Source organism: Sphingomonas sp. Xoc002 (genome assembly GCF_050408055.1).
GTDB classification, from domain to species: domain Bacteria; phylum Pseudomonadota; class Alphaproteobacteria; order Sphingomonadales; family Sphingomonadaceae; genus Sphingomonas; species Sphingomonas yabuuchiae.
Genome location: NZ_CP191175.1, coordinates 3,477,501 through 3,489,686 on the forward strand (window position 1 = coordinate 3,477,501; position 12,186 = coordinate 3,489,686).

The 12,186-nt window shown below is 66.6% G+C and carries 11 protein-coding genes (1 of these 11 cut by a window edge); 5 read left to right on the forward strand and 6 right to left on the reverse strand.

Features of this window, described 5'->3' with window-relative positions; genetic code table 11:
* A protein-coding gene (locus ACQR50_RS15935) for an aldehyde dehydrogenase (NADP(+)) (protein ID WP_058746693.1) crosses the window boundary here: on the reverse strand, positions 1–1,198 show its 5' portion. Its footprint begins 326 nt before the window's first position; only the first 1,198 of its 1,524 coding nucleotides appear in the window; its start codon is at positions 1,196–1,198; the stop codon falls past the left edge of the window.
* 149 nt (positions 1,199–1,347) lie between these two features.
* On the opposite strand from ACQR50_RS15935, the gene ACQR50_RS15940 reads away from it, so the two are divergent.
* A complete protein-coding gene (locus ACQR50_RS15940) occupies positions 1,348–2,079 on the forward strand; it encodes a FadR/GntR family transcriptional regulator (RefSeq protein WP_056431939.1) in 732 nt (243 codons plus the stop codon).
* 307 nt (positions 2,080–2,386) lie between these two features.
* On the opposite strand, the gene ACQR50_RS15945 is transcribed toward ACQR50_RS15940, so the two are convergent.
* From ACQR50_RS15945 to ACQR50_RS15955, 3 genes are read right to left on the reverse strand one after another with little or no spacing between them, the layout of a single operon-like run.
* Positions 2,387–3,250: an SMP-30/gluconolactonase/LRE family protein gene (locus tag ACQR50_RS15945; RefSeq protein WP_428969050.1), complete on the reverse strand. Its 864-nt coding sequence runs from the start codon at positions 3,248–3,250 to the stop codon at positions 2,387–2,389.
* Positions 3,251–3,278: 28 nt separating this feature from the next.
* Positions 3,279–4,067: an SDR family NAD(P)-dependent oxidoreductase gene (locus tag ACQR50_RS15950; protein WP_428969051.1), complete on the reverse strand. Its 789-nt coding sequence runs from the start codon at positions 4,065–4,067 to the stop codon at positions 3,279–3,281.
* 11 nt (positions 4,068–4,078) lie between these two features.
* Complete coding sequence (locus tag ACQR50_RS15955) at positions 4,079–5,224, reverse strand: fumarylacetoacetate hydrolase family protein (protein WP_428969052.1); 1,146 nt, start codon at positions 5,222–5,224, stop codon at positions 4,079–4,081.
* Positions 5,225–5,408: 184 nt separating this feature from the next.
* Between ACQR50_RS15955 and ACQR50_RS15960 the strand changes: the two genes are divergently transcribed.
* Entirely contained in the window at positions 5,409–5,783 is a 375-nt protein-coding gene (locus ACQR50_RS15960) for a hypothetical protein (protein ID WP_428969053.1), read from the forward strand.
* A 68-nt stretch (positions 5,784–5,851) separates the two neighbouring features.
* On the opposite strand, the gene ACQR50_RS15965 is transcribed toward ACQR50_RS15960, so the two are convergent.
* On the reverse strand, positions 5,852–7,648 hold the full coding sequence (locus tag ACQR50_RS15965; protein ID WP_428969054.1) for an IlvD/Edd family dehydratase: 1,797 nt from the start codon (positions 7,646–7,648) through the stop codon (positions 5,852–5,854).
* 13 nt (positions 7,649–7,661) lie between these two features.
* On the reverse strand, positions 7,662–8,756 hold the full coding sequence (locus ACQR50_RS15970; RefSeq protein WP_428969055.1) for an aldose epimerase family protein: 1,095 nt from the start codon (positions 8,754–8,756) through the stop codon (positions 7,662–7,664).
* A 183-nt stretch (positions 8,757–8,939) separates the two neighbouring features.
* Between ACQR50_RS15970 and ACQR50_RS15975 the strand changes: the two genes are divergently transcribed.
* From ACQR50_RS15975 to ACQR50_RS15985, 3 genes are all read left to right on the forward strand, one after another.
* A complete protein-coding gene (locus ACQR50_RS15975) occupies positions 8,940–10,250 on the forward strand; it encodes a sugar MFS transporter (protein ID WP_428969056.1) in 1,311 nt (436 codons plus the stop codon).
* A 130-nt stretch (positions 10,251–10,380) separates the two neighbouring features.
* Positions 10,381–11,001, forward strand: coding sequence for a DUF1826 domain-containing protein (locus ACQR50_RS15980; protein ID WP_428969057.1), 621 nt, complete (start codon positions 10,381–10,383; stop codon positions 10,999–11,001).
* Positions 10,998–12,179 carry a DUF1624 domain-containing protein gene (locus tag ACQR50_RS15985; RefSeq protein WP_428969058.1) on the forward strand — a complete coding sequence of 394 codons (1,182 nt, stop codon included), beginning with the start codon at positions 10,998–11,000 and terminating at the stop codon, positions 12,177–12,179. The genes ACQR50_RS15980 and ACQR50_RS15985 overlap by 4 nt, the downstream gene beginning before the upstream one ends.
* The last annotated feature ends 7 nt before the right edge of the window (positions 12,180–12,186 follow it).

Here is a 12,186-nt window from a genome sequence, read left to right on the forward strand (position 1 = left end):
CGGCCTTGAGCACGGCGGTCAGTTCCGCCTCGTCGCGGCAGCGGACCAGGATCGACGATGCGCCGAACACTTCATGGCCCAGTGCCTCGTCGGCGAGGAATGCCTCGGCCGTGGTCTGGAAGAAGGCGGCGCGACCGGCGGTGATGCCCTCGCCCACCTTGCCCTGCGCGATCGTCTCGACCTTGTCATGGCTGGCGAGCGACTCGGTGCCCTTGGTATAGGCGGCGTGGATGCCCGGCGTCAGCATGGTCTGCGCCGCCGCCTCGGGCAGCGCGGTACGCGCCGCCTCGACGAATGCGTCCAGCCCCTCGCCCTCGATGGCGAGCAGCAGGCCGGGATTGGTGCAGAACTGCCCGGCGCCCATGGTCAGCGAACCGACGAACGCGGTGCCCAGCGCCGCGCCGCGCGCCTTCAGCGCCTCGGGCATCAGCACGACCGGGTTGATGCTCGACATTTCGGCATAGACGGGGATCGGAACGGCGCGTTCCTGCGCGATCTTGACCAGCGCCAGGCCACCCGCGCGCGAACCGGTGAAGCCGACCGCCGCGATGCGCGGATCGCGGACCAGCGCCGCACCCAGTTCGTTGCTCGGGCCGGTCAGGTGGCTGAACACGCCCTTGGGCAGGCCGCAGGCTTCGACCGCCCGCTCGATCGCGGCGGCGACCAGCGCGCCGGTCTGCGGATGGGCGGGATGGCCCTTCACCACGACCGGGCAACCGGCGGCCAGCGCCGACGCGGTGTCGCCACCGGCGGTCGAGAAGGCGAGCGGGAAGTTCGACGCGCCGAACACCGCGACGGGACCCAGCGGCACCATGCGCAGGCGCAGGTCGGGGCGCGGCAGCGGCTGACGGTCGGGCATGGCGGGGTCGATGCGGACCTGCAGATAGGCCCCGGCGCGCAGCACCTTGGCGAACAGGCCCAGCTGGCCGACGGTGCGGCCACGCTCGCCCTCCAGACGCGCACGCGGCAGGCCGCTCTCACGCATCGCCGCCTGGATCAGGTCGTCGCCGATCGCCATGATCTCGGCACCGATCTTGTCGAGGAACGCGGCGCGCTCCTCGCGGCTGGTGGCGCGATAGACGTCGAACGCCTCCTCCGCCGCGGCGCAGGCCGCCTCGACATCGGCCGGTCCGTGCACCGCAAAGGCGTCGCCCACCGGCTGGCCGGTGGCGGCGTCGATCGAACGGAAATCGGTCATAGGGGAAGCTCCTTTATATTACTCCGACATATTAGTTTGACGGAGCGATGGCAATGTTAAAGGTTGTGGGTAAGGATGGGGGCGGAGAGGTACGATCGATGAGTGACAGCATGACGAACGGCGACGCGCCGCCCGAAACCGTCGGAGAGATGGGGTCTGACGAGGCCGCCCCCAAGGCCCGGCGCGGCACCGGCCGCCGCCTGCATGGCGCGATCGCGCACAAATTGGGCGCGGCGATCGTCTCGGGCGAGTATCGGCCCGGCGACACGCTGTCGGGGGAAGTCGCCTTTTCCGAAGCGCTCGACGTGTCGCGCAGCGCGTACCGGGAAGCGGTGCAGGTGCTGAGCGCCAAGGGGCTGGTCGAAAGCCGGCCCAAGACCGGCACGCGTGTCCTGCCGCGCAGCCGCTGGAACCTGCTCGACCCCGATGTGCTGGCCTGGGCCTTTTCGGGCGAGCCGGACATTCACTTCGTGCGCAGCCTGTTCGAACTTCGCGCCATCGTCGAGCCTGCCGCCGCCCGACTGGCGGCCGAGCGTCGCGACAAGACCGACCTGAAGGACATGCGCGACGCCCTGGGGGCGATGCGCCGCCATACGCTGGCCACCGATGCGGGGCGGGCCGCCGACCGGGACTTCCACAATGCGGTGCTCTCCGCGACGCGCAACGACGCGCTGGTCGTGCTGTCCGCCAGCATCGGCGCGGCGGTCGCCTGGACGACCCAGTTCAAGCAGCGGTCGCGCGCGCTGCCCCGCAATCCGGTGCCCGACCATGTGAAGGTCTATGACGCGATCGCCGCGGGCGATGTCGAGGCGGCGGGAGAGGCGATGCGGCTGCTCGTCGATCTGGCGCTGGAGGATACCCGCAGCGCGATGGAGGGATAGAAGGCCCGCCCCCGTAAAGGGAGCGGGCCACCCGAGACGCCGGGTTCGGGAATGAGAGTTTTCCGGCCGAATCGCCATTCTGTGATGCTTTTCCCTCCCTCGCCCCTCATCGAGGGGAGAGGGTTGCGCAGACTTGGTCTTTGCGAAAGCAAAGGCTTAGTCGGAGCTGGGTGAGGGGTGTGCGTTCGCGGGACGCGAGCGCGCGAGCCTTTGGCTCGCTCAACCCCTCACCCGAGCTGCGCTAGCCAGCACGCTGGCAAGCTCCGCTAACCCTCTCCCCTGTCCAGGGGAGAGGAGAAAAAAGGATTCAAATCGCCGCGCGGTGGACCGGCTTGGCGGGAACGGTAACCCGGAAGGTGAAGATGTCGCCCGCCTGGGTCTGTTCTTCCAGTTGCTCTTCCGACAGGCCCTGCCGCGCGGTGGTGGCATAGGCGGTGCGGCCATCGGGGCCGCCCAGCGCGATCTTGGTGATGTTGGACACGGGGAAGCGCACCTCGTCGGTCAGCACGCCGTCCGGGCCGTAGCGCCGCGCGGCCCAGCCGCCGAAGAAACCGACCCACACGCCGCCCTCGGCATCGCAGATCGCGCCGTCGGGATGGCCGTCCGCATCGCCGAAGCGCGCGAACTCGGTCGCGGGGCCGAGCGTACCGTCACCCAGGATCGGATGCGCCAGGATCACCTTGCCCAGCGTATCGACATGATAGAGCGTCGAGTCGTCCGGCGAGATGGCGGGACCGTTGGTGATGCACACCGCATCCGCACTAGTCGGCGTGACCAGTCCTGCGGCCCATTGGAACAGGCGGCCCGACAGCGAGGTCTCGTCATTGTCCATCGTGCCGAACCAGATCCGCCCCTGCCCGTCGACACAGGCATCGTTCAGGCGATTGGCGGGCAGATGCGTGTCGACCTCGGCCAGCCGTTCGAAACCGCCGGTCGCGGGGTCGAAGTGATGCGGCCCCGACTTCAGCCCGGCGACGAAACCACCGCGCTGCGCCGGGACGATCCAGCCGACCATTTCGGGCGAGGCCCATTGATCGAGCGTGCCGGCAGCCGGATCATGGCGGTAGATGCGCTGCTGCTTGATATCGACGAACCAAAGCGCGTCATCGACCCAGATCGGGCCTTCGCCCAGCGTCGCACCCACGGTCAGGCAATGTTCGGCCTGCTGCATCACTCTCTCCTTGCTCTCGCCCGGTTTGTTACCGCCAACCGGCGTCGATGAAATAGTCGTGACCGGTACACATCTTCGCATCGTCCGACGCGAGGAACAGCACCAGCGCCGCCACGTCCGACGGCTGGATACGCCCGTCGAGGCACTGCGCCGCGACGATCTCCGCCTCGCCTTCGGGGGTGTACCATTTTTCCTGGCGCGGCGTCTGCACATTGCCCGGCACGATGGTGTTCACGCGGATATTCTCGCGCCCCAGATCGCGCGCGAGGCTGCGGGTCAGCCCCTCGATCGCGGCCTTGCAGGTCTGGTAGAGGACCAGGTCGTTCAGACCCAGATGCCAGCTGATCGATCCGAAGTTCAGGATCGCGCCGCCGCCTGCCCGCTTCATCGCGGGGATCACCGCCTGCGCGGCAAAGAACTGGTGGCGCAGATTGACGTTCAGCCGCTCGTCCCAATAGGCCGGGGTGACGTCCTCGATGCTGTGGCGATCGTCATTGCCCGCATTGTTGACGAGGATGTCGACACCGCCCAGCGCCTCTTCCAGATCGACGAAGATCGCCTTCAGACTGTCGAGGTTGGTCAGGTCGCAGCGGCGCTGGATCGGCGCATGACGCGCATCGGGGGTCAGCCGGTCGACGAGCGCCTGGGCCGCATCCTCGGCAATGTCGACGAACGCGACGCGCGCGCCCTGCGCCACGAACGCCTCGACCAGCCCCTCGCCGATCCCCGAGCCGCCGCCCGTCACGATGACGCGCTTGTCGATCAGGCTGGGGTAGCGCGCGACCATGTCGGTCGCGGCACTGGTCTTCTGCAACATGGAAGTCTCCGTCACAACAGGCCGCGCTTGGCCAGGTTGCGCATCAGGTCGCCCAGACCGAAGGTCCAGGCGGGGGCATCGGCCGAGGTCATCACCGGATTGACCAGCGTGCCGAGGCGCGGATTGGTGATGACGACCGTGTCGCCGACCTTGTGGGTGAAACCACGCCCCGGCTCGTCACGGTCCTGGGTCGGCGCGAACAGCGTGCCGAGGAACAGGACGAGGCCGTCCGGGTAATGATGCTCGCTGAGCGCCTGACCGAGCAGATCCTCGGGGTCACGGCTGATCTGGTCCATCGAGCTGGCGCCCTCCAGCACATAGCCGTCGGTGCCGGTGATGGTCAGCTTGACCTCGCTCGACCGCACATCGTCCATGGTGAAGCCGTCGTCGAACAGGCGGACGAGCGGGCCGAGCGAGCAGGACGCGTTATTGTCCTTCGCCTTGCCGAGCAGCAGCGCCGAACGCCCCTCGAAATCGCGCAGATTGACGTCGTTGCCGAGCGTCGCGCCGACCGCCTTGCCATGGGCATCGGCGACCAGCACCACTTCCGGCTCCGGGTTGTTCCAGGTCGAGTCGGAACGGACGCCGACCGGCATCCCCCATCCCACCGTCGACAGCACCGGCGACTTGGTGAAGATCTCCGCATCCGGGCCGATCGCGACCTCCAGATATTGCGACCACAGACCTTCGGCGATCAGCGCGTCCTTCAGCTGCGCGGCCTCGGGCGAGCCGGGCACGACCGAGCGGATGTTGCCGCCGAGTGCCGCCTCCAGCGTGTCGCGAAGCCCCGCCGCCTTGGCATGGTCGCCGCGCGCACGCTCCTCGATCACCCGCTCCAGCGCGGATACGGCAAAGGTCACGCCCGCCGCCTTCACGCATTGCAGGTCGATCGGCGACAGCAGCCGATGGGCCGCGCCCGCTTCCGGCGACAGGTTCAGATCGGCCAGTTCGCCCAGCGCCTCGCCCTGCGATGCCTCGACCGTGCCGCTCGCCAGCAGCGCCGAGACGGTGGGGGCCACGCGGCTCATGTCATAGACCTGGCCGTTCTCGACCAGGATCGGGCAAGGCCCCTCACCCCGGTCGATCCGACCGACAAAGCGTCCGTCCCGCCAATCGTCCGGCAAAGCGCCCATCAGGTCGGTATGATTGCTGGCCATAATTCCTCTCCGAAGATTTGTTAGCGGTATCGATTGCTGTCCGGTTCAGGTCAAGAGGCCCCCGGGTCGGCCGCCCCGTTCTGGGGCGTTCCACAAATGCAGGTTGTTCAAATCCTGCCTCTACCCGTCTAGAACCAAAGCAACGGCCCCTGCCCCTCGGCAGCGGCCAGTGAACAGGAATCGCATGCGCATCGAAGATCCCGCGTTCACCGTTACGATGGACGATCGGTACATCATCCACGTTCGCGCACATGGCCAGTGGTCTCCCGAGATCGCGGATCGCTACTGGCTGGCCTTCCAGCCCTTTCTCGACGAATCGCGCCGCCAGTTGGGATATGCCAAGGCGCTGATCGACCGGCGGGGCGCCCCCATCATGTCGATGGCCATGGTGCAGGCCATGCGCGACGGGATCATGGCCCATTACAATCCCGACGATCGCCTGGCCCTGGTCGTCGATTCCAGCCCGCTGAAATTGCAGGTTCGGAAAAACTACCCGCTCGAGCATCTCGACGCCTTCCTGTCGTACGATGCCGCCCTGGCCTGGCTGCAGAATCACTGACGTCGGCGGGTCGACCGGCCGGGCGGGATGATCCGCCCGACCGGTCGCCATGATCGTCAGTGCCCGTATCAGTGGTTGTCGCGCGGCAGGCCCTGGGTCTGGGCGATGCGCTGATACTTCTCGGCGCCTTCCAGGATCGCGCCGGTCGACATCTGACCGACCACCGAACGCTGGATTTCCTGCCATGGGGTCTGCGACGCCGGGTATTTGTACCCGCCCGCCGCCGCCAGGGTCTTGCGACGCTCGGCCAATTCTTCCTCGGAGATGAGGATGTTGGCGCTGCCGGTGTTCAGGTCGATACGCACCCGGTCACCGGTCTGGATCAGCGCCAGGCCGCCCATCGCCGCCGCCTCGGGGCTGGCGTTCAGGATGGAGGGCGAACCGCTCGTACCCGACTGGCGCCCGTCACCGATGCAGGGCAGCGAATGCACGCCCTCGGTGATCAGATAGGCGGGCGGACGCATGTTGACGACTTCCGCCGCGCCCGGATAGCCGATCGGCCCCGCGCCGCGCATGAACAGCAAAGTCTCGGGCGTGATGCCGGTCGCGGGATCGTCGATCCGGTGATGATAATCCTCCGGCCCGTCGAACACGACCGCCGGACCTTCAAAGGCGTTCAGGTCGTCGGGGTTGGACAGATAACGCTCGCGGAATTCGGGCGAGATCACGCTGGTCTTCATGATCGCGGCGTCGAACAGATTGCCCGACAGCACGATGAAGCCCGCTTCCTCGACCAGCGGCTGCGCGAAGGGACGGATGACCTTTTCGTCCTCGATGGCGACGCCACGGCAATTCTCGCCCATGGTCTTGCCGTTGACGGTCAGTGCGTCCTCGTGGATCAGCCCCTGCTCGATCAGCTGGTTGACCACGGCGGGCACGCCGCCCGCACGGTAATAATCCTCGCCCAGATACTCGCCCGCAGGCTGCAGGTTCACGAGCAGCGGCACCTTGTGGCCTTCGCTTTCCCAGTCCTGCACGGGCAGGTCGACGCCGATGTGACGCGCGATGGCGGCGAGGTGGATCGGCGCGTTGGTCGAACCGCCGATCGCCGAGTTGACCTTGATCGCGTTGTGGAACGCGTCCTTGGTCAGGATCTCGGAGGGCTTCAGATCCTCGTTCACCATCTCGACGATGCGCTTGCCGGTGAGATAGGCGACTTCCTGGCGATCGCGATACGGCGCGGGGATCGCGGCCGAACCCGGCAGCGACATGCCGAGCGCTTCGGCCAGCGAGTTCATCGTGGTCGCGGTGCCCATGGTGTTGCAATAGCCGGTCGAGGGGGCCGACGACGCGACCAGGCGGATGAACTCCGCATCGTCGATCTCGCCCGCCGCCAGCATCTGGCGCGCCTTCCACACGATGGTGCCCGAGCCGGTGCGCTCGCCCTTGTGCCAGCCGTTGAGCATCGGCCCGACCGACAGCGCGATCGCCGGGATGTTGACCGTCGCGGCCGCCATCAGCATCGCCGGGGTCGTCTTGTCACAGCCGATCGTCAGCACCACGCCGTCGAGCGGATAGCCGTACAGCACCTCGACCAGCCCCAGATAGGACAGGTTGCGGTCGAGACCGGCGGTCGGACGCTTGCCGGTTTCCTGGATCGGGTGGACCGGGAATTCCAGGACGATGCCGCCCATCTCGCGCACGCCTTCGCGAACGCGCTCGGCCAGCACCAGATGGTGGCGGTTACAGGGCGAGAGGTCGGAGCCGCTCTGCGCGATGCCGATGATCGGCTTGCCCGACTGAAGCTCCTCCAGCGAAAGGCCGAAGTTCAGATAACGCTCCAGATAGAGCGCGGTCATGTCGATATTGTCGGGATTGTCGAACCAGGCGCGGCTGCGCAGCTTCTGGGTGGGCGTGTCGGTCATGTCAGGCTTTCGGTCAGCGAACGGTGGAGAAGCGATAGATCATGGTATGCCGGTAGGGCTTACCCGGATCGACGCGCGGGGAGACGAAGGACGGCTTGTTGGGCGAATCCGGGAATTTCTGCGGCTCCAGGGCGATGCCGTCACCCATGCGGTACAGATGGCCCTTCTTGCCGACATAGGTGCCGTCGAGGAAATTGCCCGTGTAGAATTGTACGCCCGGCTCGGTCGACAGCACTTCGAGCACGCGGCCCGAGGCGGGATCCTCCAGCCGCGCCGACAGCTGCGGCGTGGCGGTCAGGCCCTTGTCCAGCGCGAAATTATGATCGTAACCCTGGCCGTAGCGGATCTGCTGGTCGTTGCCGTCGCGAATGCCGTCGGCGACGACGCGGGCCGCGCGAAAATCGAACACGGTGCCCGCAACCGGCTTCAGCTCGCCGGTCGGGATCAGCTTGGCATCGACCGGCGTGAAGGCGGCGGCCGGAATGGTCAGCTTGTGGAAGGTCGCGCCCAGCGGCGAACCTTCACCGTTCAGGTTGAAGATCGCGTGGTTCGTCATGTTGATGACGGTCGGCTTGTCGGTCTTCGCCTCGAACGCGATGGTCAGCGACCCCGCCTCGTCCAGCGAATAGGTGACGGTGGCGTCGACCTTGCCGGGATAGCCCTGGTCGCCGTCCGCGCTGGTCAGCGCCATCACCACGCTGGCGGTGGCGCCGTCCTTCATCGACACGATCCTCCACAGATTCTTGTCGAAACCCTTGGTCCCGCCGTGCAGCGAGTTGACCTTGTCGTTCAGCGGCAGCTGATAGCTCTTGCCGTCCAGCGTGAAGCGCCCCCCCCCGATGCGGTTGGCGAAGCGGCCGACCGTTACGCCGAAGAAATTGGGATGATTCACATAATCCTCGGCCTTGTCATAGCCGAGCAGGACGTCGGCCAGCTTGCCGTCGCGATCCGGGGCCATCACCGACTGAAGCGTCGCGCCATAGGTCAGGACGCGCGCCGACAGCCCGGCCTTGTTGGTCAGGGTCACCGTTTCGATGGCACCACCCTCGGCCGCATAGCCGGCGGGGGCGCGCTTTGCCTCGCTCGCGAGAGCGGCCGTGGAAGTCATTGCGGAGGTTACCGCTACCAATGTAAGAAAGCTCTTGATTGACGCCATCGACATGCCTCATCCCTCCGTCGCCAGACGCCATTGACGCGCCTTTTGCGTCACTATAGTCAGACAAAATATCAGGAGCAAGCCGGTCAACGAACATCTTTTGATGATGTTCGCCGGCGCGAAGGAGAGGATTTCATGGCCGCACCACCCGTCACGTCCCGCGCCAATGGCGCAACGCCTGTCGGGGGAAAGGCCGCGAACTACACGTCGGCGCTGACTCTCCTCGCCAGCCTGTTCTTCATGTGGGGCTTCATCACCGTCATCAACAACGTGCTGCTGCCGCATCTGCGGTCGGTGTTCGAACTTGATTACGCCCAGACCACGCTGATCGAGTCGGTCTGGTTCATCGCCTATTTCTTCGCCTCCATCCCCTCGGCCAAGCTGATCGAACGCGTCGGCTATCAGAAGTCGATCGTCATCGGCCTGCTGATCATGGCGGCGGGTGCGCTGGGCATGACGTTGGCCGCCAGCCTGCCCTCTTACGGCGTGACGTTGGTCATGCTGTTCGTCATCGCCAGCGGCATCACGCTGCTCCAGGTGGCGGCCAACCCTTATGTGACCGTCATCGGCCCGCCCGAAACCGGCTCGTCGCGCCTCAACTTGGTGCAGGCGTTCAACTCGCTGGGCACCACGTTGGCGCCGCTGTTCGCCGGTTATCTGATCCTCGGCCGCAGCCGCAGCGGCACCGCCGAGGCGGGCGCCGCGCTGACCCAGGCGCAGCGTTACGCCGATGCCCAGTCGGTCATCCTGCCCTATGCGCTGGTCGCCGTGGTGCTGGTCGTGCTGGCCATCATCATCGCGCGCTTCCCCCTGCCCGCCCTGGGTTCGTCGACGCAGCGCGCCGCCAAGGCCGAGCGCAAGCAGCATTCGCTGTGGAAGCATCGCAACCTGACGCTCGGCATCCCGACGATGATCGCCTATCTGCTGGCCGAAATCGGCGTCGCCAACCTGTTCATCAACTTCGTGTCGCAGCCCAACATCGCCGCCGTCACGCATGACCAGGCGTCGCGCTATCTGTCGCTGCTGTGGGGCGGCATGATGGTCGGTCGATTCTTCGGCAGCTTCGTGATGCAGAAGGTCGCGCCGGAACGCGTGCTGACCGTCTTCGCCTTCGGCGCGCTCGTCGTCGTCGCGATCGCCACCTTCACCACCGGCCCGATGGCGATGTGGGCGCTGATCGCGGTGGGCCTGTTCCATTCGATCATGTTCCCGACCATCTTCACCCTCGCCATCCGTGGCCTGGGTCCGCTGACCGAGGAAGGCTCGGGGCTGATGATCATGGCGATCGCCGGTGGCGCACTCGTCGTGGTGCAGGGCTGGCTGGCCGATCATTACGGCCTGCAGAACTCGTTCTTCCTGACCATGGCCTGCGAGATCATCGTGCTCGCCTATGCGCTGTGGGGGTCGAAGCCCGCCAACATCTTCCCGGATGAAGACGCCGCGTAAACCGGCCCGTCGGGAGTAAAACCAAGGGGGGCGGTGCCGCGAGGTGCCGCCCCTTTTGCATGAGAGGCACCCGGGGTTTCGTCATCATATCCGATCTGGTAATGTTACACCGTAACACGAATGATCGAAGATGATGTACATGATCCCCATGGCCGACACCGCCCCGCCCCGTCCCCTGTCCCTGCCCGATCATGTGCGGATCGACAGCGACTCCACGATACTGGCGACGATCGACCAGCCGCAGGTGACGCTGGCCGTCTGGGAGCGTCCCTCGCCCCTGCCTGCGCCCGCTCTCACCGATTTTCCGACGATCCGCTTTGCCGCGAACACGCAGGGCGTCGCCGCCAAGGTCCTCGAAGCGGTGGCAGCCCTTTCCCCTGAGCCGTGGCACGAAACGCTGGCCGCCGATGTCGCGCGACTGGCGATGCTCTATGCGACCTGGACCGGCGAGGAGCGGGTGGAGGTACGGATCGAGCGTGTCACGGGCAATGGCTGCTGGAAATTCCACGCCGATTATGTCGGCCTGCGGTTGATCACCACCTATTGCGGACAGGCGACCCAGTGGTTGCCCCAGGATGCGCCCGACCAAACCGCGCCGCGCGCCCTGTCGGCGGGCGATGTCGGGTTGTTCAAGGGACGCGAGCGTGCGGGCGACCGGGCGATCATCCACCGCTCGCCGCCGATTGCGGGGACCGGCGAGGACCGGCTGCTGCTCGTCATCGACGCGCCCTGGCCGGAGGCGGATGCGTGACCAGCCTGACCCTGCCCCATGACGCCGTGCGCCGGGCTACCCCGCCCGTCTCCGCCGCCGCGCGGCTGGCGAGCATCGATGCGGTTCGGGGGCTGGTCATGGTCATCATGCTGCTCGACCATGTGCGGGATACCTTGTGCACGCATTGGGCGGTCGGCGACCCGATGGATGCGCGCCTCGTCGCGCCTGCCCTGTTCTTCAGCCGGACGCTGGCCTCGCTCTGCGCGCCGACCTTCATCGCGCTGACCGGCCTGTCGGCCTGGCTTTATGGCCAGACGCACAGCCGCGCGGAGACCCGCCGCTTCCTCCTGACGCGCGGCCTGTTCTTGATGCTCCTGGAACTGACGCTGGTCGGCTTTGCCTGGTCGGCGCGGTTCCCGCCGCAGACCATCTGGTTGCAGGTGATCTGGGCGATCGGCGTGTGCATGATCGCGCTCGCCGGATTGATCCACCTGCCGCGCGGCGCGGTTGCGGCGATCGGCTTGGGGATCGTGGCGGGGCACAATCTGCTCGACCCCATCGCCTTCGCGCCCGACAGCCCCTGGTTCAAGCCCTGGGCGCTGATCCACAAGCGCAGTGCGTTCGAATGGATGGGGATCACCATCAAGACGACCTATCCGGTACTGCCCTGGATCGGGGTGATCGCGCTGGGCTTTGCGATCGGACCGTGGTTCACCCGCCCGGCCGGGGAGCGGCGACGCTGGCTGGCGGCGCTTGGGCTGGGGCTGATCCTGGGTTTCATCCTGTTGCGGACGATCAACGGCTATGGCGATGCGCCCTGGGCCATGGTGCCGGGCGACCCGCTGCGCAGCGTGATGAGTTTTCTGGCGCTGACCAAATATCCGCCGTCCTTGCTGTTCCTGCTGTCCACCCTGGGCGTCGCGGCGCTGTTGCTCGCCCTGTTCGAGGGGCGGAGCGGGCCGGTCGCGCGCAAGCTGGCGGTGATGGGCGGCGCGCCGATGGGCTTCTATCTGCTCCACCTCTATGTGTTGCGCGGCCTGTATCTCGGCGCGGTGGCGATCTGGGGCACCAATCAGGGGCAGGTGTTCGGCCTGCCCTCGGTCGGGGCGATGTGGCTGGTCTATCTGCTGCTGATCGTGCCGCTCTATTACCCGACCCGATGGTTCGCCGACCTGAAGCGTCGCCGCCGCGATCTGCGCTGGCTGCGCTATTTCTGACCCATGA

What these genes read in the sequence shown, in the direction of transcription:
- ACQR50_RS15980 (WP_428969057.1), top strand. Translation starts at nt 10,381, where the DNA reads ATGATGTACATGATCCCCATGGCCGACACCGCCCCGCCCCGTCCCCTG.
- ACQR50_RS15965 (WP_428969054.1), bottom strand. Translation starts at nt 7,648, where the DNA reads ATGACCGACACGCCCACCCAGAAGCTGCGCAGCCGCGCCTGGTTCGAC.
- ACQR50_RS15960 (WP_428969053.1), top strand. Translation starts at nt 5,409, where the DNA reads ATGCGCATCGAAGATCCCGCGTTCACCGTTACGATGGACGATCGGTAC.
- ACQR50_RS15970 (WP_428969055.1), bottom strand. Translation starts at nt 8,756, where the DNA reads ATGACTTCCACGGCCGCTCTCGCGAGCGAGGCAAAGCGCGCCCCCGCC.
- ACQR50_RS15940 (WP_056431939.1), top strand. Translation starts at nt 1,348, where the DNA reads ATGGGGTCTGACGAGGCCGCCCCCAAGGCCCGGCGCGGCACCGGCCGC.
- ACQR50_RS15955 (WP_428969052.1), bottom strand. Translation starts at nt 5,224, where the DNA reads ATGGCCAGCAATCATACCGACCTGATGGGCGCTTTGCCGGACGATTGG.
- ACQR50_RS15945 (WP_428969050.1), bottom strand. Translation starts at nt 3,250, where the DNA reads ATGCAGCAGGCCGAACATTGCCTGACCGTGGGTGCGACGCTGGGCGAA.
- ACQR50_RS15975 (WP_428969056.1), top strand. Translation starts at nt 8,940, where the DNA reads ATGGCCGCACCACCCGTCACGTCCCGCGCCAATGGCGCAACGCCTGTC.
- ACQR50_RS15950 (WP_428969051.1), bottom strand. Translation starts at nt 4,067, where the DNA reads ATGTTGCAGAAGACCAGTGCCGCGACCGACATGGTCGCGCGCTACCCC.